Source organism: Cellulomonas sp. GbtcB1 (assembly GCF_019091725.1).
In the GTDB taxonomy this organism is placed as follows: domain Bacteria; phylum Actinomycetota; class Actinomycetes; order Actinomycetales; family Cellulomonadaceae; genus Cellulomonas.
Genome location: NZ_JAGXJG010000015.1, coordinates 39,715 through 60,279, shown reverse-complemented (window position 1 = coordinate 60,279; position 20,565 = coordinate 39,715). Strand labels below are relative to the sequence as shown.

The following is a 20,565-nucleotide window of genomic DNA, read 5'->3' as shown; positions in this document are numbered from 1 at the left end:
GCGGTCGTCAGATCCAGGACCGCAGCCACATGTGGACGTGCCAGAAGTCGTACGGCACGACCCACGCGGTCCAGATCGGGTAGAAGAACGCGCTGACCGCGAGGACGACGACCAGCACCGCCGTGGTGGCCACCAGCCCCCGGCGGCGCTGGCGCTCGTCCCGGCCCTGCACGAGCAGCGCCAGCACGTAGGTCAGCGTCAGCACCACCCAGGGCGTGAACGCGATCGAGTAGAACGTGAAGATCGTCCGCTCGGTGTACTGGAACCAGGGCAGCCAGCCGGCGGCGATGCCGGACAGCACCGCGCCCGCGCGCCAGTCCCGGCGGACGAGCAGCCGGTACAGGGCGACCAGCAGCGCCAGCGCGCCGAGCCACCAGATCACCGGGTTGCCGAGCGAGGTGATCGCCTGGGAGCAGGCGTCCGCCCCGCAGAGCTCGCGCGCGGCGGACCCGGTCAGGCCGGACACCTCGGTGGGGTAGTAGAACGACGTCGGCCGCCACTGGATGATCCAGCCCAGCGGGTGCGCGGCGTACGCGTGCTCGGCGGTGAGGTGCGTGTGGAACTCCCACATCTGGGCGTGGAAGTGCCACAGCGAGCGCAGCGCGGGCGGCAGCCAGGTCACGCCCTCGCCGGGGTTGTCGACGGCCCACTGCCGCAGGTACGAGCCGGGGTGGGCGAACCAGGACGCCCAGGTTCCGAGGTACGTGCCCGCGGCGGTGAGCACCACGATGAACCCCGCCGGGACCGCGTCCCGCCAGAGCGTCGCCGGCAGCCACGCGCGGACCCCGACCGACTGGCGCGCGGAGGCGTCCCAGGCCACCGACAGCAGCCCGAAGACGGCCAGGAAGTACAGGCCCGACCACTTGGTCCCGATGCACAGGCCCAGCAGCACGGCCGCCGCGAACCGCCACCACCGCCAGCCCAGCCGCGGGCCGAGGCCCAGCTCCGCCCCGGAGTCGAGGACCGCCGCCGTCCGGGCGGCCAGGCGGCGGCGGGCCTGGTCCCGGTCGAGCAGCAGCGCCCCGAACGCGGCGAGCGCGAAGAACATGACGAAGTTGTCCAGCAGCCCCGTGCGGGAGTGCACGATCGCCTCGCCGTCGACGGCCATGAGCAGCCCCGCGACCGTCCCGAGCGCGGTCGACGCGAACAGCCGGCGCGCGATCCGGGCGACCATGAGGACGGCGAGCGTCCCGACGACGGCCGACGCGAGCCGCCAGGCGGTCGCCGACCCGATCCCGCCGCCGAGCTGGATGCCCAGCGCGATCAGCCACTTCCCGACCGGCGGGTGCACGACGTACTCCGGCGACGTGCCGAGCGCGGAGCCGTCCCCCTGCGCGAACAGCGCGTTGGCGTCGTCGCCCCAGGACCCCTCGTAGCCGAGCCGCAGCAGCGAGTACGCCTGCTTGACGTAGTAGGTCTCGTCGAAGACCAGCTCGTGCGGGCGGCCGAGGTTCCAGAACCGGAGCACGCCGCCGAGCAGCGTCACCGCGAGCGGCCACAGCCACCCGGTGACCCGGGCCCGGCGGGTCGCGCCGAGCAGGAGCGTGCGGGCGCCCAGGAGCGAGACCAGCAGCCGGTCGTGGGTCGAGAGGCCGGGGTCGTCCTCGCGGTCGGGGTCCTCGCCGGCGCGGATGACGAGCGTCCCCGCCGCCGGGGTGGGGACCGCGTGGCCGTGCCGGCCGGTGCCCTCGGGTGCGGTGGCGCCGCCGGGGGTGGCGCCGCCGGGCGGGGCGGCGTCCGTCGTGACGGTGCCGGTGGTGGGAGGGGCCGCGGGGTCGTCGTCGGGGCCGGGCGGGACGACGGGCGGGAACCGCCGCTCGCCCGCGTCCGGGGCGTCGCGCCCGAGGCCGCCGCTGTCCGGCGCGTCGGAGGGGTCGCGGGGACCCGGCTCGTCGGGCACGGGGTCGGGCTGCGGCACGGTCGCCATCGTAGGGGCGCCGCCTGGGCGGGACCTGCGGGGTCGCGTCGTCGACGGGGCGGTGGGTGCGTGGCGCGGACGCGGGGCCGCGGCGCGGGGACCGCCGCGGAGGTGGCAGGCTGGCCCGCGTGACCCCCCAGGCTCCCGGCACCGGCCGGCTCGTGCTCGCGGCGACCCCGATCGGCGACGTGGAGGACGCCTCGCCCCGGCTGCGCCGGCTGCTCGAGGAGTCCGACGTCGTCGCGGCGGAGGACACCCGGCGGCTGCGGGCGCTCGCGACGCGCATGGGTGTCACGGTCGGCGGGCGGGTGGTCAGCCACCACGAGCACAACGAGGCGGCGACGACGCCGGAGCTGCTCGACGTCGTGCGCGGCGGCGGGACGGTCGTGGTCGTCACGGACGCGGGCATGCCCGCGGTGTCCGACCCGGGGTTCCGCGTCGTGGCCGCGGCGGTCGAGGCGGGTCTCACGGTGACGGCGGCGCCCGGGCCGAGCGCCGTGCTCACCGCCCTCGCGCTGTCCGGGCTGCCGACCGACCGGTTCTGCTTCGAGGGGTTCCCGCCGCGGAAGCCGGGGGAGCGGGCCCGCGCGCTGACCGCCCTGGAGCGCGAGCCGCGGACGATGGTGTTCTTCGAGGCCCCGCACCGGCTGGCGGCGACGCTCGCTGACATGGCGACCGCGTTCGGCGCGGACCGGCCCGCCGCGGTGTGCCGGGAGCTGACCAAGACCTACGAGGAGGTCGTCCGGGACGGGCTGGGCGCGCTGGCGGCGTGGGCCGCGGCGGGCGAGGTGCGCGGCGAGATCGCGGTCGTCGTGGCCGGCGCCCCCGCGCGCGAGGTGGCCTCGGAGGCGGACCTCGTCGCGGAGGTGCTCGCCCGGGCGGACGGCGGGGAGCGGCTCAAGGACGCCGTGGCCGAGGTCGCCCAGGTCGCGGGCATCCCCAAGCGGGACCTGTACGCGGCGGCGTTGGCGGCGCGCGCCGGGCGCTGACGGCGGGGCGTCGGGCGGGCTCGCCGGGAGCCCGGGCTCGTCAGCCCCCGTGCACCACGTCGAGCGCCGCGCGCAGCGCGCCCAGCTCGACCTGCCCCGGCGCCGACGCCGGCCCGACCGTCCCGAACGTCGCCGCCGACCCGAACACGCCACCCGCGACGCGCGACGCGACCCCCGTGCCCGCCATCGACATCGTGATGAGCGGCCGGTCGGTGCGCTGCGCCGTCTCCCACGTCGCGGCCAGCAGCGTCAGCACGTCGCCGGGGTCGCGGGGCATGACGGCGATCTTGAGCACGTCGGCGCCCTGCTCGGCCATGTGCAGCAGCCGGCGGACGATCTCCTCCCGCGCGGGCGTGGCGCCGAAGTCGTGGTTGGACGCGACCACGACCGCGCCGGCGGCGTGCGCGAGGTCGACCAGCGCCCGCACCGTGCCCGGGTCCCGCATGACCTCGACGTCGAGCAGGTCGACCACGCCCGTCGCGAGGACCGCCCGGTAGGCGGCGGCGTACGCCTCGTCGGTGACGTCCGCGAGCCCGCCCTCGTGCGCGGTGCGGATCGTGACGAGCAGCGGCAGGCCGCCGAGCACCCCGCGCAGGGCGGTGCCGGCAGCGGCGGCGGCCTCCGGCGTCACACGGCCGTCGTCGAGGTGGTCCACCCGCCACTCGACGACGTCGGGCCCGGCGGCGACCACGGCGGCGGCCTGGGCGAGCAGCTCGTCGACGGTGCCGCCGGTCAGGGGCACGATCACCTTGGGCCGGCCGGTGCCGATCGCCGTGCCGCGCACGGTCACCGGGGTCGGCGCGGGCGCCGCGGTGCTGGTCATGGGTGGATCCTCCTCGGCCGGACGCTCCGCCGGACACTGCATCATGCCGGTTCGCCGCGCGCGGCGCGTACCCCCGCACCGCCGGGCGCACTAGCGTCGGGCCATGGAGTTCCGTCGCATCCCCGGCCTGCCGCCCTACGTGTTCACGATCATCGACACGCTCAAGGTCGAGGCGCGGCGCGCCGGCCGCGACGTGGTCGACCTCGGCTTCGGCAACCCCGACCTGCCCAGCCCGCAGGTAGCCGTCGAGAAGCTGGCCGAGGCGGCGCACAACACCCGGAACCACCGGTACTCCGCGTCCCGCGGCATCCCGAAGCTGCGGCAGGCGGTGGCCGACCACTACCTGCGCCGGTTCGGCGTGACCCTGGACCCGGACACCGAGATCATCTCGACCATCGGGGCCAAGGAGGGGTTCAGCCACCTCATGTGGGTGCTGCTCCAGCCCGGCGACGCGGCGCTGGTCCCGACGCCGTCGTACCCGATCCACATCTGGGGCCCGTACTTCGCGGGCGCCGACGCCCGGCAGGTGCCGATCGGCGACGGCACCGACGGGGCGGGCTACGTGGACCGGGTCATGGAGGCCTGGGACCTCGGGTGGCCGAAGCCGCGCGTCATCGTGCTGTCGTTCCCGCACAACCCGACGACCACCACCGTCGAGCTGCACGACCTGCAGCGGCTCGTCGACTGGGCGCGGGAGCGCGACGTCGTGCTGGTGCACGACCTGGCGTACGCCGACATGTGCTTCGACGGCTGGACCCCGCCGTCGATCATGCAGTGCGTCGGCGCGACCGAGGTCGCCGTCGAGCTGTACTCGATGACCAAGTCGTACTCGATGGCCGGCTGGCGGGTGGCGTTCCTCGTCGGCCGGAAGGACGTCGTCGGCGCGCTCGCGAAGCTCAAGTCGTACCTCGACTACGGGACGTTCCAGCCGATCCAGATCGCCGCGACGGTGACCCTGAACGAGGCGACGGACTACCCGGCCGAGCTGTCGGCGGTCTACGAGAGCCGGCGGAACGCGCTGGTGGACGGGCTGTCCCGGATCGGCTGGGACATCCTGCGGCCGAAGGGGACGATGTTCGCCTGGGCGCGGATCCCCGAGCCGTACCGGGAGCTGGGGTCCATCGAGTTCGCCGAGATGCTGGTGCGGGACTGCGACGTGGCGGTGTCGCCGGGCGTCGGGTTCGGGCCGGGCGGCGACGGGCACGTGCGGTTCGCGCTGATCGAGAACGAGCAGCGGATCGGGCAGGCGGTGCGCGGGCTGCGCAAGGGGCTGACCCGGCTGGGGTGAGCCCTGCGCGGGCGAACCCCACGCGTCGCCAGGGTCCGTTCAGGGTCGACTCAGGGGCGTACCGGATGCCGCCGCCGCGCCCCGACCTGGGAGCCTCGGACGTGACGGCGCGCGGGACCTCCTCGCGCCCGCGGCGGCACGAGGGGACGGACCATGCGAGGCACCAGGACGACGGCGGCCCGGGCGACGACGGCGGCGGCCGTGGGGGCGGCGCTGGTGCTCGGCCTCGCGGCGTGCGCCGGCGCCCCGCGCGGCCCGGTCGTGACCCGGGACGTCGACATCGAGGACGTGACCGCGGTGCAGCTGGCGACCTCGGGCGACCTGACGATCCGCCGCGGGACCACCCCGTCCCTCACGGTCACCGCGCGCGAGGGCACCCAGGACCGGCTGGTGTCCGAGGTGCGGGACGGCGTGCTGGTGCTCGACTCGCGGCAGTCGTTCGGCGTGGGCTCCTGGGGCGACGTGTCGTACGAGCTGGTCCTCGGGGAGGTCGCCGAGCTGGTGGTCTCCGGGTCCGGCGACGTCACGGCGGACGACGTCACGGGCGACGGGCTGCGGCTCTCGGTCGAGGGCTCCGGCTCGGTCGACCTGACCGGGGTGGACGCCGAGTCCGTCGCGCTGCGGATCGCGGGCTCGGGCGACGTCGAGCTCGGAGGCCGCACGGACACGCTGGCCATCGGGATCGAGGGCTCGGGCGGGGTGGACGCGGACCGGCTGCGCGCCGACGAGGTCGACGTGTCGATCGAGGGCTCCGGCGACGTCGAGGTGCACGCGACCCGGCGGCTGGCCGTGTCGATCGAGGGCTCGGGCTCGGTGTCCTACGCGGGCGACCCGGAGGTCACGCAGCGCATCGAGGGGTCGGGCGAGGTCTCGCGCGAGGACTGACGGCCGCTCCGGCGCGGGGTCGGGGCAGCGGGGCGCGCTCGCGGCGCCGTGCGGGGGTGCCTGGCGCGCTGCCAGCGGGCGCCGAGTCCTCCACAGGCGCGGGTGCGTGCGTGGTCCCCAGCCGGGTGGACCGTCGAGCCGGAAGTGTCAGGGGGTGTCCCTAGGGTGGTGACATGCCCGCTGACCTGCATGAATCCGTCCCCGAGCCCGGCCCTGCGCCGCGTCCGGGGGTGCTGCCGTGCGGGTGCGGCTGCACCTGCGGCGCGGGCGAGTCCGACGCTCGCGGGGACCGCGGGATGGGCGCTGTCGACGCCGCGGCGGGTGTCGTCGACGCGGTGCCGGGTCCCGTCGACGCGGTGCCGGGCGCTGCCGACGCGGTCGTGGGTGCCGCCGATCCCGCGGTGGTGGCGGACTTCCTGGACCCGGACCTACCCCGTCCGGAGCGGTTGACCGAGGCCCTGGACCGCACCCCCACGGGGGTGCCACTGGCCCGGCTGCTGGGCGCGCTGGACCCGCGGTCGTTGGACGACTTCGACCTGGCGGAGGTCGCCGCCGCGTACACCCGGATGTCGGGGTGGGCGCACGCGGGGCTGGCGGGGGTGGCGGCCGAGCTCGCGCGCCGCCAGGGGATGGGCCCCCGGCTCGACCCGCGTGCTCCCCGGGGCCGGGGTGTCGGGCTGACGTCGCAGCGGGTCGCGGCGATGACGTTGTCGGCGCGGCTCAAGCGGTCGCCGCAGGACACCGCGGCGCTGATCCGCGAGGGCGCGGACTTCGCCGGCGCCCTGGCCGAGACCGGCGCCGCGTTGCGGCAGGGGCGGATCAGCGTGCCGGCGGCCCGGGTGATCGCCGCGCGGCTGGGGGACCAGGTCGCGTGGGTGTCCGGGCCGGTGCAGGACTACGTGCTGCCGAGGGCGCCGCACTCGACCGTGGCCCAGGTCAGGGTGGACCTGGAGCGGGCGCTGCTGCGGGTCGACCCCGAGCACGCCCAGGACCGGCGCGACGCCGCCCGGGCCGCGCGGCGCGTGACCCACCCGCGGGCGCTGCCGGACCAGATGGCCGAGATGCACCTCGTGCTGCCCGCCGAGCACGCGATCGGCCTGGACACCGCCCTGCAGGGCGCGGCCCGCTCCGCGCGCGCCGCCGGGGACCCCCGCACGCTGGACCAGCTGCGCATCGACACCCTCGTCGACTGCGTGCTGACCGGCACACCCGCGACCGCCCTGGCCGCTGCCGGCGCGTCGCCCGCCACCACCCCCGGCTACCTGCCCAGCCCACGCGACACCGACGAGCTCGCATCGACCGGGACCGTGTCCGGCGCCGACGTGCGGTCCTCGACCTCGCCCGACGCCGGCCGGGCCGCGACGCGTGACCCGCGCACCCACGTCCTGGTCACCGTGCCGCTGTCGACCCTGATCGGCCAGGACGACACCCCCGCCGACCTCGCCGGGCACGGCCCGATCGACGCCACCACCGCCCGCGCCCTGGCCCAGGGCGGGGTCTGGCGGCGGCTGGTCACCGACGACCTGTCCGGCACCGTCCTGGACGTCGGACGCACCACCTACCGGCCACCGGCAGCCCTCGCCGACCACGTCCGGCACCGCGACCGCACCTGCACCTTCCCCGGCTGCCCCGTGCCCGCCCACCACTGCGACCTCGACCACACCCAGGACTGGGCGCCCGCACCCGACGACCCCCACCCCCCGGGGCGCACCAGCCACACCAACCTCGGCCCCACCTGCCCCCGCCACCACCGCGCCAAGCACCACGCCCGGTTCGCCCTGCATCAACCCGAACCCGGCGTCCACGAGTGGACCGACCCCACCGGCCACACCTACCGCACCCGCCCCGGGACCGACCACCCCACCCAGCACCTCACCGGACCCCGACGCCTGCGCACACCCGCACCCGCGCCCCCGACCGACCCACCCACGCCCGCGACCCCGCCCGACCCATCTCCCTGCGGGGTCCCGTCGGACAGCTCCACGTCCGGGGCGCTGCCGGGCGCACCTGCCCCGCACGCGTCCGCCTCGCCCGCCCCCGCACCGCACCCACCTGCCCCGCACGCCCCGGAAGACGACTTCCCGCCGTACTGACCCGGCCAGCGCCCGGGGCCGGCGCGGGCGACGGGCGCGAGGCGACGCGGAGAGCGCGGACGAGCCGGTACCGCGCGCGGACGAGCCCGCCCTGCGCGCGGCCGGGCCGGACGACGCGTCGGCGCTCGTGGCCGTGCGGCGCCGGGCGGTGCTCGCGACGCGCGACTTCCTCGCACCGGGGGACGTTGACCGCTACGAGGGCGTCGTCCGTGTCGGGCTCCCGGCCCTGACGGTGACGCTCGCCGAGCGGCAGGGTCGGGTGCTCGGGTTCGTCACCGTCACCGTCGCCGGCGACGGCGCTCGCGTCGAGATGCTGTTCGTCGACCCGGACGTGCACGGCAGCGGGGTCGGGTCGACGCTCCTGGGGCACGCGACGGCGGGTCGGCCGGTGGTCGAGCTCGCCGTCAACGAGCAGAACCACGGGGCGCGGGCCTTCTACGCCCGGCGCGGCTTCGTCGAGGTGGGTCGCTCCGCCCTCGACGGTGACGGCGGGCCCTACCCGCTGCTGCCCTTGCGGCAGATCGCTCCGGCCGCCGGCACGCGCGCGGGCACGGCGCCCTAGAGGACGTCCGACCCCGCGACGAGCCGCGCACCCGGCACCGGCCCCGACGCGGTGAGCACGGAGTCGGCCACGCCCGCCGCGGTCATCGCCGCCGCGATGACGAGCGCGTGCTGCCGGCTGCGGGCTAGCGCGGCCACGGTCGGCCCCGAGCCGGAGACGACCACGCCGAGCGCGCCGGCGTCCTCGGCGACCGCCAGCGTCTCGACCAGGCCGGGTGCGAGCTCGACCGCCGCGTCCTGCAGGTCGTTGTGCAGGAGCACGCCGAGCGCGGGGGCGTCGCCGGCCCGGAGCGCCTGCAGCAGCGCGACGTCCCCGTCGGAGTCCAGTCCGTCGCGGCCGGCGGCGAGCTGGTCGAACTCCTCGTAGACCCGGGGCGTCGACAGTCCCTCGTCACGCACGCCGAAGGCCCAGTGGTACTCGCCGCGGCTCAGCGCGGCCGTGAGCAGGTCGCCGCGGCCGGAGCCGACGGCGGTCTGGCCCATCAGCAGGAACGGCACGTCGGAGCCGAGCTCGGCCGCGACCTCGTGCAGCTCCTCGCGGCTCAGCGCCGTGCCCCAGAACGCGTCGCAGGCGAGCAGCGCGGCGGCGGCGTCGGCGGAGCCCCCTGCCATGCCCCCCGCGACCGGGACGCCCTTGTGCAGGTGCAGGTGCACGCCCTCGTCGATCCCGGTGCGGGCGGCGAGCGCGCGGGCGGCGCGGAGGGCGAGGTTGCTCGCGTCGGTGGGGACCAGGTCGGCCTGGGGACCGGAGACCGTGACGCGCAGGTCCGGCGACGCGGAGGCCACGACGTCCTCGTACACCGACACGGCCTGGAACACGGTCGCCAGCGGGTGGTACCCGTCGGGGCGGCGCGGGCCGACGCGGAGCGACAGGTTGACCTTGCCGGGCGCCCGGACGCGGACCTCACGGCCGGTGCGGGGGGCGAGGCGCAGGTCGGTCACGGGGACCACTGTGCCAGGTCCGGGCGCGTCCGGCGCGTCCCGGCGGCGACGGGCCGGCGCGCGACGGCGGCGCGGACCGCCGACGGCGTCGGGCGAGGTCAGCCCGCCGCGGGCGCGTGCAGCTGCTCGGCGACGCGGGCGAGTGCGAGGACGTCGAGCGCCTCGCCGCGAGCCTGCGGGTCGACCCCGGCGGCCTCGATGGCGCGGGTGGCCGCCTCGCTGCCGCCGGCGAGGGTCGCGAGGGCGGAGCGGAGCATCTTCCGCCGCTGCGCGAACGCCGCGTCCACGACGGCGAACACCTGCTCGCGGGTCGCCGTGGTGGCCGGGGGCTCGCGCCGGTCGAGGCGGACTAGGGCGGAGTCGACGTTCGGCACCGGCCAGAACACGGACCGGCCGACGGTCGCGGTGCGCCGGGCGGAGGCGTACCAGGCGGCCTTGACCGACGGGACGCCGTAGGTGCGGCTCCCGGGCGGGGCGGCGACGCGGTCGGCGACCTCGGCCTGCACCATGACGAGGACCCGCTCGAGCGTCGGGAAGTGCTCGAGGAACGTGAGCAGCACGGGCACCGACACGTTGTACGGCAGGTTCGCGACCAGCGCGGTCGGCGCCCGCCCGGGGAGTGCGCGCACGTCGAGCGCGTCGCCGCGGACGACCGTGAGCGAGGGGTGCGGCGGGGGACCGGGGGCGGGGTCGGGCCCGCCGGCGGCGGGTACGGGCACGTCCGGCAGGTCGACGGTGTCGACGACCGCGCCCGGGACGTGCCGGCGCACGGTGTCCGGCAGCAGTCCCGCGAGCACCGGGTCGATCTCGACCGCCACGACGTCGGCGCCCGCCTCGAGCAGTCCGAGCGTCAGCGAGCCGAGGCCCGGGCCGACCTCGACGACCCGCTCGCCGGCGACGACGTCGGCCTGCCGGACGATCTTGCGGACGGTGCCGCCGTCGAGGACGAAGTTCTGCCCGAGCGTCTTGGTGGGGCGGATGCCGGCGCGCTCGGCGAGGGCGCGGATCTCGGCCGGACCGAGCAACGGCCCCGCCGCGGGTGCGACGGGGCCGGTGCTGGAGGACATGCGGGCGAGCCTACCCGGCTGCCCGCGGGTGCGGTGTCAGCCGAACAGGCGCGACCCGCAGACCGGCCACTGGCCGGCGCCGGAGCGGTTGTAGAGCATCTGCGCGCGGGCGGTCTGCTCGTCGGCCGAGGCCTGCGAGGGCAGGCCGGAGCCGCCGACGGCGTTCCACGTGGCGACCGAGAACTGGTACAGCCCGTGGTACTTGCCGGACGCCGAGACGATCGACGGGTTGCCGCCCGACTCGCACGCGGCCAGGGCGGCCCAGTTGAGGCCGGCCGCGTCGCCGCCGCCGACCGCCGGGGTGCCGGCGGAGGGCGCGGAGGACGACGCCTTGGGCGTGGTGGCGACCGGCTTCTTCTTGGTGCCGATGTTGGTCACCTGGTCGACGGGCGCCTGGGTCACCGCGTCGGACAGCGTCTCGCGGCCGGTCTCCTGGCCGTCGACGGTGGTGACGCGGTCGACGACGGTCCGGACGCCGACGACGCCGGCCGTGGTGACCTTCGAGTCGCCGACGTACAGCGACGCGTCGTTCTGCTCGACGGCGTTGAACGGCACCTCGTGGGTGGTGGTGACGTCCTGGATCACGACGCGGTTCACGACGACGGTCACGGTGCTGCCGGCGCGCTGCACGCTGACCCGGTCGAGCGGCTGCAGCGTCACGCCGAGGGCGTCGAGCGCCTCCGCCACGGTGGTGCTGCCGTCGGGGACGGGGTGCGTCGCACCGTCGATCTGCACCGCGGCGGCGCCGTCGAGGGTGAGGTCGAGCGAGAGGTCCGGGCGGCCGCCGGCGGCGGACCGGGACGCGACCAGGCGGACGTCGTCGCCGCGGGTGGCGAGCATGGTGAGCGCCTCGTCGGCGGTGAGCGCGGTCGTCCAGACCGTCTGCTCGGCGCCGTCGGCGCTGATCGTCACCTGGTGGGCGTGCCGGACGACGACGTCGACGCCGTCCTGGAGGGCGCCCGACGGGGTGACGGAGTCGCGGGAGCCGAGCTCGAGCTTCTGCTCGGCGAGCAGGCCGTCGACGCTGCCGGAGAACGTCGACACGGTCGTGGTGACCCCGTCGACGTCGAGGGTCACGGTCTTGTGGGCGTCCGCGACGGCGACGCCGCCGGTGGCGAGCACGACCACGGCGGTCGCGGCACCGATGAGGCGCACGCGACCCCGGCGCGACCGGCGGTCGCCGTCGGGCTCGGTGCCGGCGGACCCGGGGTCCGTGTTGTGGACGACGCGGGTGCGGAGGGCGGCGGGCGTGGCGGCGAGGCGCGCGCGGGCGCGACGGAGGAGGGAGGTCACGTGGTTCCAGACGACGGCGGTCCCGGGCACGGGGGGCGGGCGCGGCGCACGTGGGCGTCGCCCGCCGGTGCCCCGGGCCGTGACGGCCCCGCGGCGGCGGCGGCACCTGGAGGGAGGTGTCGCACCCGGCGGTCCCGGATCCCCGATCCGGCGGTCATGCCCCGCGCACTGCTGCGCGGGTGCGCTCGCGGGGGGGGGAGGGCCCCGGTCTGTCACGAGCGACACGCGACCGTAACCCATTCGTGACCATGTGCCAAGTGGTCCCCGCGTCGACGCAGGTGGGCGCCGTGCCGGCCGCGGCGCTCAGCGGGTGCTCAGCCGACGATCAGCGGGCGTGCCGGAGCGACGGGCCCGCCGGGCGGGACAGGGCCGCGCGAGGGCTCAGTACCAGCCCTTGGCCTGCGACGCCGACCACGCGCCGCACGGGGTGGAGTAGCGGCCGCCGATGTAGTTCAGGCCCCAGGTGATCTGCGTCGCGGGGTTGGTGCGCCAGTCGGCGGCGACCGTCGCCATCTTCGAGCCCGGCAGGGCCTGCGGGATGCCGTAGGCGCCGGAGGACCGGTTCTCGGCGTTCACCCGCCAGCCGCTCTCCTTGTTCCAGAGCTGCAGCAGGCAGGCGAACTGGTCGTCGCCCCACCCGCGCTCGGCGGCGAGCTGCTTGCCGATCTCCTGGGCGCTGCCGGGCGAGACGGTGATGTCGACCCCGGTCGCGACCTCCATCGTGCCGACCTTGACCACCTGGGTCACGGGCTCGACGGTGACGGTCGACGCGACGACCTGGCGGTCGACCACCGCGCCGCCGACGCTGGCGGTGCTGTAGGTGGTGGTGCGCACGCCGGCGCGGCCGGCGGTCGCGACCTTGCGGGTGCCCTTCGCGAGCGTGGGGTCCTCGACCTCCTGCTCCTCGAACGGCACGGCCTCGGTGACGGTCTCGCCGGACGTCGCCGCGCGGGTCACCATGACCACGAGGCCGTCCGTCGCGGTCGCGTCCAGGGGGACGGACACCCGGTCGCCCTCGTTCAGCACCAGGCCGATGTCGCGCAGCGCGTCCCGGACGGTCCCGCCGCTGGTCAGCCCGTCGATGACCTGGCCGTCGACGGCCAGGTGGATGGTCTTCTGCGTCGAGACCCGCAGGACGTCGCCCCGCTCCAGGCCCGCCGACCGGGACGCGGACAGCAGCGTCTCGTCGTCGCGGAGGCCGAGCCCCTCGACGGCCTCGCCGACGGTGAGCGCGGTGGTCCAGACGGTGCGGTCCTGGCCGTCGACCTGGACGTCGATCTCCCGGCCGTGCCGGACGACGATCTGCGCGCCGTCGCCGACGGGCTCACCGAGGCCCGGGGCCACGAGGTCGCGGTCGCCCACCTCGATGTCGCCGGCGGCGAGCACCTGGCCGACGGTGCGGCCGAACGCGCTGACCTCGACGGCGGTGCCGTCCACCTCGACCGTCACGGTCTTGTGCAGCCCGACGAACGCGGTCGTCGCGCCGGCCACCAGCGCGAGCGCGAGTCCCTGGGCGCCGTACCGGAGCGCGCGCGAGCGGCGGTCGGTGCGGTGGGGCTTGCTCGACGAGGGGACGACGGGGGTCTCGGGCGCAGGCACGCGGGGGGCTCCAGCAGGTCGGGTCGGCGGGAGGGAGGGACTCACGCCGGTACAGCCTCCCGACCGTAACCGATTCGTGACCGTCAGGGGAACCCGAGATCCGCGCGATCACCCCTCCGGGCGGGGCCCGCGGGCCGCGTCACCAGGTGCCGTAGACGCGCTCCGCGGTCGCCGCCAGCGCCGCGCACGCGTCGGCGAGGTCGAGGTCGCGCTCGGCCGCCAGGCGCCGGACGGTGTGCGGGACCAGGTACGGGGCGTTCGGGCGCCCGCGCAGCGGGTGCGCGGTGAGGTACGGCGCGTCGGTCTCGACGAGCAGCAGGTCGAGCGGCAGCGCGCGCACCGCGGCGCGCAGGTCGTCGTTCGCCCCGTACGTCACCGGGCCGGCGACCGACGCGTACCAGCCCTCGCGCGCGCACACCTCGGCGAGCGCCGGGCCGCCGGAGAAGCAGTGGAACACCGTCCGCTCCGGGGCGCCGTCCCGGAGCAGCACGTCCACGACGTCGTCGTGCGCGTCGCGGTCGTGGATCTGCAGCGCGAGGCCGAGCTCCTTGGCGAGCGCGACGTGCGCGCGGAACGACTCCCGCTGCACCTCCCGGCCACGCGGGCCGGCGCGGAAGAAGTCGAGCCCGGTCTCCCCGACCGCCCGTACCCGGTCGTTGGCACGGGCGACCGCGGCCACCCGGGCGAGCGCCTCGTCGAGGGACGCGTCGTGCCGCGGCTGCGGGTCCGGCTCCAGGCCGTCGGGCGCCACCTCGCGGACGCCGGCGTGCAGCACGGCCTCGTTGGGGTGGATCGCGACGGCGCCGAGCAGCGCGCGCCGGCCGGGGCGCAGCGGCACCGGGGCGGTCGCCGGGTCCGCCGCGGGGTCGGCGTCGACGCGCAGCACCGCGTCGGTCCACGCGATCGCGTCGAGGTCGCAGCCGACCTGCACCATCCGCGGCACGCCGACGGCGGCGGCCCGGTCCAGGTGGTCGTCCAGCGTGGCCGGCGCCGGCTCGTCGCCCGCGTCCGCGCCCGCCGCCGCCAGGACGCCCAGCACCGACTCGAGGTGGGTGTGGTCGTCGACGACGGCGACGGGCAGCGGCTCCGGCGACGGGGCCCAGCCGGTGGGCCGGTTGCGGCTGCGCGCCACCTCAGCCCTGGCGCAGCCGGTCGAGCTCCGCCTCGACGACGTCGTCGTCGAGCTTGGTGAACACGGGCGTCGGCTTGCCGACGGGCGTGCCCGGCACGACGGCGCGCGGCCGCCACGCGGGCACCGTCTCGCCGAGCCGGTAGTCGCCGGTGATGACCGGGTAGTGCCGGGACGCGTCGTCGAGGTCGGTGACCTCGTCGATCCGGGGGAGCGGGGAGAACGTGCCGGTGCCGCCCAGGGCCTCGTGCACCGCCTGCGCGGAGTGCGGCAGGAACGGCGACAGCAGGGTGTTGCAGTCGCTCACGGCCTGCGCCGCGGTGTGCAGCACGGTGCCGAGGCGCTCCGGGTCGTTCTTCAGCTTCCACGGCTCGGTCTCGGAGATGTACCGGTTGGCCTCGCCGACCACCCGCATCGCCTCGCCGATCGCCGCGCGGTGCCGGTGCGTGCCGATGAGCTCGCCGACCCGGCCGAACGCGGTCGTGGTGGTCGCGAGCAGGTCCTCGTCGACCGTCGTGCGCGGGCCGGGCTCCGGGATCGCGCCGACTCCTCTGTGGATCATGCTCGCCGTGCGGTTGACCAGGTTGCCCCAGCCCGCGACCAGCTCGTCGTTGGTGCGGCGCTTGAAGTCGGCCCAGGTGAAGTCGGCGTCCTGGCTCTCGGGGCCCGCGGTCGAGATGTAGTACCGCAGCGCGTCGGGCTGGTACCGGCTCAGCATGTCGCGGACGTAGATCACGACGCCGCGCGAGGAGGAGAACTGCTTGCCCTCCATCGTGAGGAACTCCGACGACACGACCTCGGTCGGCAGGTTGAGCTTCCCGTAGACGCCCGGCTCGCCGCCCTTCGACCCGCCCCCGGCGTAGCCGAGCAGCTCGGCCGGCCAGATCTGCGAGTGGAAGGTGATGTTGTCCTTGCCCATGAAGTAGTAGGACAGCGACTCGGGATCGGTCCAGAACTGCCGCCAGGCCTCCGGGTCGCCCGACCGGCGGGCCCACTCGATCGACGCGGACAGGTAGCCGATCACGGCGTCGAACCACACGTAGAGCCGCTTGGACGGGTTGTCCTCCCAGCCCTCCAGCGGGATCGGGATGCCCCAGTCGATGTCCCGGGACATGGCGCGGGGACGCACGTCGTCCAGCAGGTTCAGCGAGAACTTGAGGACGTTCGGGCGCCACTCGGTGCGGGTGCGCAGCCAGTCGCCCAGCGCGTCGACGAACGCCGGCAGGTCGAGGAAGAAGTGGTTCGACTCGACGAACTTCGGGGTCTCGCCGTTGATGCGGCTCCGCGGGTTCTTGAGGTCGATCGCGTCGAGCTGGTTGCCGCAGTTGTCGCACTGGTCGCCGCGCGCGCCGTCGTAGCCGCAGATCGGGCAGGTGCCCTCGATGTAGCGGTCGGGCAGCGTGCGCCCCGTCGACGGGCTGATCGCGTTCATGGTCGTCTGCTCGACCATGTACCCGTTCTTGTGCACCGTGCGGAACATCTCCTGCACCACCGCGTAGTGGTTGCGGGTCGTGGTGCGGGTGAACAGGTCGTACGACAGGCCGAGCTGGGTGAGGTCCTCGACGATGACGCGGTTGTACCGGTCGGCGAGCTCCTGGGGGCTGACGCCCTCCTGCTCGGCCTGCACGAGGATCGGGGTCCCGTGCTCGTCGGTGCCGGACACCATGAGGACGTCGTGCCCCGCCATGCGCATGTAGCGGCTGAACACGTCGGAGGGGACGCCGAAGCCGGCGACGTGGCCGATGTGGCGCGGGCCGTTGGCGTAGGGCCAGGCGACAGCGCTGAGGATGCGGGACATGGCGTCGATCCTAGTGAGCCGCGCGGGCGGGCTCGCGACCGGTCTCACCGGCGGCGTCGTCGGCGTCGCCCGCGTCGTCGCCGGCGTCGTCCGCGAGGGCGCCGGCCGACCGCGCGGGGAGGGTGGCCGGCCCGACGACGCCCCGGCGGCGCAGCACGACCCACGCCACCGCGAGCACCCCGAACCACACCGGCATCACGAGCAGCGCCGCCCGGGTGTCGGGGTCCAGCGCCAGGACGACCACCATCGCCGCGAAGAACGCCAGCACCACCCAGCACATGACCCGGCCGCCGGGCATCCGGAACGCCGACGCGGCGTGCAGCTCGGGCGAGCGGCGCCGGTACACCAGGTACGACGCCAGGATCACGGTCCACACGACGATGAACAGCAGCGTCGCGACCGTCGTCACGAGCGTGAACGCCTCGATCACCGACCGCCCGGCGTACAGCAGCACCACGCCCGGCAGCAGGCAGGCGCAGGAGAACGCGAGGCCGCGCGCCGGGACGTGCCGGGCCGACAGCCGGCCGAACGCGCGCGGCGCCTCCCGGTCCTCCGCCAGGCCGTAGAGCATCCGGGACGTCGAGAAGATCCCGCTGTTCGCCGACGACGCGGCCGAGGTGAGCACGACCAAGTTGATGACGCCCGCGGCCGCCGGCAGCCCGGCGAGGGCGAACATCGCCACGAACGGGCTCTCGCCCGGGTCGATGCTCCGCCACGGGGTCACCGCCATGATCACGACGAGCGCGCCCAGGTAGAACAGCAGCACGCGCACGGGGATCGCGTTGATCGCGCGGGGGAGCGTGCGGGCGGGGTCGCGGGTCTCGGCGGCGGTGGTGCCCACCAGCTCGATCCCGACGAACGCGAAGATCGCGATCTGGAACCCCGCGAGGAACCCGGTGAACCCGTGCGGGAAGAACCCGCCGTCGCTGTACAGGTGCGCCAGAGACGCGGTGACGCCGTCGGCGCCCTGGAAGCCGATCGAGATCAGCACGACGCCGACCGCGATCAGCCCGACGATGGCGACGATCTTGACGATCGCGAACCAGAACTCGAGCTCGCCGAACAGCCGGACCGCGACCAGGTTGAGCGCGAGCAGCAGCACGACCAGGGCCAGCGCGGGCAGCCAGCGCGGCAGGTCGGGCGCCCAGAACGCCACGTACCCGGACACCGCGACCACGTCGGCGATCCCCGTGACGATCCAGCAGAACCAGTACGTCCAGCCGGTGAGGAAGCCGGCCCACGGCCCGAGGATGTCGGCCGCCATGTCCCGGAACGACTTGTACTCCAGGTTCGACAGCAGCATCTCGCCCATGGCGCGCATGACGAAGAACAGCATGAAGCCGATGACCGCGTAGACCAGGAGGACGGACGGGCCGGCCAGGGAGATCGTGCGGCCGGAGCCCAGGAACAGGCCGGTGCCGATGGCGCCGCCGATCGCGATGAGCTGGATGTGCCGGTTGCTGAGGCCGCGCTGGAGGTGGTCCTCGGGCGCGTGCGGGTCGTGGGCGGCGGCGGCCGGTGCGGTGGGCTCGGGCACGGGCGTCCTTCCGGGTCGGGGGTGGGCGGGACCGTACCCCCGATCGGGTGAGGCGCGCGTCAGCGTCCGTCAGGCAGGAGCGGCTGCTCCGCGAGGTCGCGGATCCACTGCGGGGTCTCGTCACCGAGGCTCTCGTCCAGGGTCACCCGGAGCCGGGCCGCGGCCCGCTGCACCTCGGGGTCGCGGAGCACCGCCGCCCGGCGGAGCCGCTGCTCCTCGATCTCCTGCTCGAACCGATCCACCGGACACCTCTTCCTCGTCGTCGCGGCCCCCGGGCACGTCACCATCCTGCGGTGGCTCGACGGCCCTGCTCAACCCCGCTTCGGTGAGCGCCCGCAGCAGCCGGCGCTCGTCCCGGGTCGCGAGGTCGCTGCGCGCCAGGTGGTCCAGGACCGCGAGCCCGCGGGTCACGTGCGCGCGGTGCGTGGACAGCGTCAGACCCAGCGCCCACTCCGCCCGCCGCCACCACTGCTCCCGCCGGTCCGCCCGGTCGCGCTGCCGCACGGTCGCGATCCCCACGACGAGCGCCACCATCGCCGCCGCCCCCGTGGCCACCGGGCCCAGCAGCGACAGCGCGCCGAGCCACCCGGTCCCCGTCATGCGGCCGACGCTAGGACGGCCCGCGCGGCCGCGCTCCGTGCCCGTGCGCCGTCCTGGGGACGACACGCCTCCCCGTGCTTGTGGAGGACTCGGCACCGCTCACGGCGCGCTCCCTGGCGTCACCGCGGTGCTGCGACCGCCCGTGCCCGGCGGTCAGCCCTCCACGGCCTCCGCCAGCGCCATCCACTTCTCCTCGACCTCGCCGATCTCGGCCTCGAGCGCCGCCTTGTCCTTCCCGAGCGCCGTGAGCCCGACGTAGTCGGCGGGGTCGTGCTCCGCCATCTTCTTCTCCAGCGCCTCGATCTGGCCGGTCAGCTTGGAGATCCGCCGGTCGAGCGCGCCGAGCTCCTTCTTGGCGGCCCGCAGCTCGGCCCCGTCCAGCCCCGACGGCGCGACCTCGCCGCCCACGGCGCCCGACGACTCCGTCGGCGCGCCCGTCGCGACCGTCCCGGCCCCCGAGCGCGACCGCTCCAGCAGGCGCAGGTACTCGTCGACGCCGCCCGGCACGTGCCGGAAGTGGCCGTCGAGCACCGCGTACTGCTGGTCGGTGACCCGCTCCAGCAGGTACCGGTCGTGCGACACGACCAGCAGGGTGCCCGGCCAGGTGTCGAGCAGGTCCTCCATCGCCGCGAGCATGTCGGTGTCGAGGTCGTTCGACGGCTCGTCGAGCACCAGGACGTTGGGCTCGTCGAGCAGGATCAGCAGCAGCTGCAGCCGGCGCCGCTGCCCGCCGGACAGGTCCTTGACCGGCGTCTGCAGCTGGACCGCGGTGAACCCGAGCCGCTCCAGCAGCTGCCCCGGGGTCATCTCCTTGCCGCCGGCGACGTAGGAGGTCCGGTAGCGGGCGATGACGTCGTTGACCCGGCTGTCGGCGATGTCCGCGAGCTCGGCGAGCTCCTGGGTCAGAGTCGCGACGCGGATCGTCTTGCCGCGCTTGACCCGGCCGGTCGTCGCGGTGACCTTGCCCGTCACGAGGCCCAGCAGCGTCGACTTCCCGGCGCCGTTCACGCCGAGCACGCCGGTGCGCTCGCCCGGCGCGATCCGCCAGGTCACGTCACGCAGCACCTGGTGGTCGCCGTAGGACACCGACACGTCCTCGAGGTCGACGACGTCCTTGCCGAGCCGCGCGGTGGCCATCTGGGACAGCTCGACGGAGTTGCGCGGCGGCGGCACGTCCTCGATCAGCTGGTTCGCCGCCTCGATGCGGAACTTCGGCTTCGAGGTGCGGGCCGGGGCGCCGCGGCGCAGCCAGGCGAGCTCCTTGCGCATGAGGTTCTGCCGCTTCGCCTCCGTCGCCGCGGCCATCCGGTCCCGCTCGACGCGCTGCAGCACGTACGCGGCGTACCCGCCCTCGAACGGCTCGACGATCCCGTCGTGCACCTCCCAGGTCGCGGTGCACACCTCGTCGAGGAACCAGCGGTCGTGGGTGACGACCAGCAGGCCGCCGGCGTTGGACGACCAGCGGCGGTTCAGGTGCCGTGCGAGCCAGGTGACCGCCTCGACGTCGAGGTGGTTGGTCGGCTCGTCGAGCATGAGCACGTCGTCGTCGCCGGCCAGCAGCGCGGCGAGCGCGACCCGGCGGCGCTGCCCGCCCGACAGGTCGCCGACGAGCTTGTCCCACGGCAGGTCGCCGACCAGGCCGGAGACGACGTCCCGGACCTTCGGGTCGCCGGCCCACTCGTGCTCGGCGCGGTCGCCGACGACCGAGGCCCCGACGGTGAGCGCGGGGTCGAGGGTGTCGGTCTGGTCGAGCACGCCGATCCGCACGCCGCCGCGGACGGTCACGCGCCCGGAGTCGGGGGTCAGCCGGCCGGCCAGCAGCGCGAGCAGGGAGGACTTGCCGTCGCCGTTGCGGCCGACGATCCCCACCCGGTCGCCCTCGTTGAGGCCCACGGTCACCGAGTCGAAGACGTTCTTGGTCGGGAAGGACAGGTGCAGCGCTTCGCCGCCGAGCAGGTGGGCCATCGGGCAAGCGTAGGGCGCGCGCGGCGTCGGTCCCGCGCCGAGGACCCCACCGCCGCCCCGCCGCCGCGTCCGCGCGAC

At 75.6% G+C, this 20,565-nt stretch carries 16 protein-coding genes; 5 read left to right on the top strand and 11 right to left on the bottom strand.

All coding sequences use genetic code 11. The annotated features are described in order from the left end of the window. Positions 1-7: 7 nt before the first annotated feature. On the bottom strand, positions 8-1,918 hold the full coding sequence (locus KVT14_RS07775) for a phospholipid carrier-dependent glycosyltransferase (RefSeq protein WP_308160951.1): 1,911 nt from the start codon (positions 1,916-1,918) through the stop codon (positions 8-10). 128 nt (positions 1,919-2,046) lie between these two features. On the opposite strand from KVT14_RS07775, the gene rsmI reads away from it, so the two are divergent. After that, on the top strand, positions 2,047-2,907 hold the full coding sequence (rsmI, locus tag KVT14_RS07770) for a 16S rRNA (cytidine(1402)-2'-O)-methyltransferase (protein WP_308160950.1): 861 nt from the start codon (positions 2,047-2,049) through the stop codon (positions 2,905-2,907). Positions 2,908-2,947: 40 nt separating this feature from the next. Here the strand turns inward: rsmI and aroD are convergent, their stop codons facing one another. After that, positions 2,948-3,730, bottom strand: coding sequence for a type I 3-dehydroquinate dehydratase (gene aroD, locus KVT14_RS07765; RefSeq protein WP_217615125.1), 783 nt, complete (start codon positions 3,728-3,730; stop codon positions 2,948-2,950). Positions 3,731-3,833: 103 nt separating this feature from the next. On the opposite strand from aroD, the gene KVT14_RS07760 reads away from it, so the two are divergent. From KVT14_RS07760 to KVT14_RS07745, 4 genes are all read left to right on the top strand, one after another. Continuing rightward, complete coding sequence (locus tag KVT14_RS07760) at positions 3,834-5,018, top strand: aminotransferase class I/II-fold pyridoxal phosphate-dependent enzyme (protein WP_217615124.1); 1,185 nt, start codon at positions 3,834-3,836, stop codon at positions 5,016-5,018. A gap of 153 nt (positions 5,019-5,171) precedes the next feature. Beyond that, positions 5,172-5,903 carry a head GIN domain-containing protein gene (locus tag KVT14_RS07755; RefSeq protein ID WP_217615123.1) on the top strand — a complete coding sequence of 244 codons (732 nt, stop codon included), beginning with the start codon at positions 5,172-5,174 and terminating at the stop codon, positions 5,901-5,903. Positions 5,904-6,199: 296 nt separating this feature from the next. Continuing rightward, positions 6,200-7,996: an HNH endonuclease signature motif containing protein gene (locus tag KVT14_RS07750; protein ID WP_217615122.1), complete on the top strand. Its 1,797-nt coding sequence runs from the start codon at positions 6,200-6,202 to the stop codon at positions 7,994-7,996. Positions 7,997-8,123: 127 nt separating this feature from the next. Next, positions 8,124-8,558, top strand: a complete 435-nt coding sequence (locus KVT14_RS07745; RefSeq protein ID WP_368858781.1) for a GNAT family N-acetyltransferase — start codon at positions 8,124-8,126, stop codon at positions 8,556-8,558. Here KVT14_RS07745 and KVT14_RS07740 read toward each other — a convergent pair. From KVT14_RS07740 to KVT14_RS07700, 9 genes are all read right to left on the bottom strand, one after another. Further along, positions 8,555-9,499 (bottom strand): 4-(cytidine 5'-diphospho)-2-C-methyl-D-erythritol kinase, encoded by a 945-nt coding sequence (locus KVT14_RS07740; RefSeq protein WP_308160949.1) that lies wholly within the window; start codon positions 9,497-9,499, stop codon positions 8,555-8,557. The genes KVT14_RS07745 and KVT14_RS07740 overlap by 4 nt on opposite strands. A gap of 98 nt (positions 9,500-9,597) precedes the next feature. Further along, a complete protein-coding gene (locus KVT14_RS07735; protein WP_217615121.1) occupies positions 9,598-10,566 on the bottom strand; it encodes an rRNA adenine dimethyltransferase family protein in 969 nt (322 codons plus the stop codon). Positions 10,567-10,602: 36 nt separating this feature from the next. Further along, positions 10,603-11,859 carry a ubiquitin-like domain-containing protein gene (locus tag KVT14_RS07730; protein WP_308160948.1) on the bottom strand — a complete coding sequence of 419 codons (1,257 nt, stop codon included), beginning with the start codon at positions 11,857-11,859 and terminating at the stop codon, positions 10,603-10,605. A 381-nt stretch (positions 11,860-12,240) separates the two neighbouring features. After that, a complete protein-coding gene (locus KVT14_RS07725; protein ID WP_217615119.1) occupies positions 12,241-13,458 on the bottom strand; it encodes a ubiquitin-like domain-containing protein in 1,218 nt (405 codons plus the stop codon). A 139-nt stretch (positions 13,459-13,597) separates the two neighbouring features. Beyond that, complete coding sequence (locus tag KVT14_RS07720) at positions 13,598-14,590, bottom strand: TatD family hydrolase (protein WP_217615118.1); 993 nt, start codon at positions 14,588-14,590, stop codon at positions 13,598-13,600. A gap of 1 nt (position 14,591) precedes the next feature. Further along, entirely contained in the window at positions 14,592-16,385 is a 1,794-nt protein-coding gene (gene metG, locus KVT14_RS07715; RefSeq protein ID WP_217615117.1) for a methionine--tRNA ligase, read from the bottom strand. Positions 16,386-16,395: 10 nt separating this feature from the next. Then, the gene (gene cycA, locus KVT14_RS07710; protein ID WP_217615116.1) at positions 16,396-17,922 is read right to left on the bottom strand and encodes a D-serine/D-alanine/glycine transporter; all 1,527 of its coding nucleotides are present in this window, start codon (positions 17,920-17,922) and stop codon (positions 16,396-16,398) included. Between the two features lie 59 nt (positions 17,923-17,981). After that, on the bottom strand, positions 17,982-18,164 hold the full coding sequence (locus KVT14_RS07705; RefSeq protein ID WP_147795719.1) for a hypothetical protein: 183 nt from the start codon (positions 18,162-18,164) through the stop codon (positions 17,982-17,984). A 511-nt stretch (positions 18,165-18,675) separates the two neighbouring features. Further along, entirely contained in the window at positions 18,676-20,487 is a 1,812-nt protein-coding gene (locus KVT14_RS07700) for an ABC-F family ATP-binding cassette domain-containing protein (RefSeq protein WP_217615115.1), read from the bottom strand. Positions 20,488-20,565: the final 78 nt, after the last annotated feature.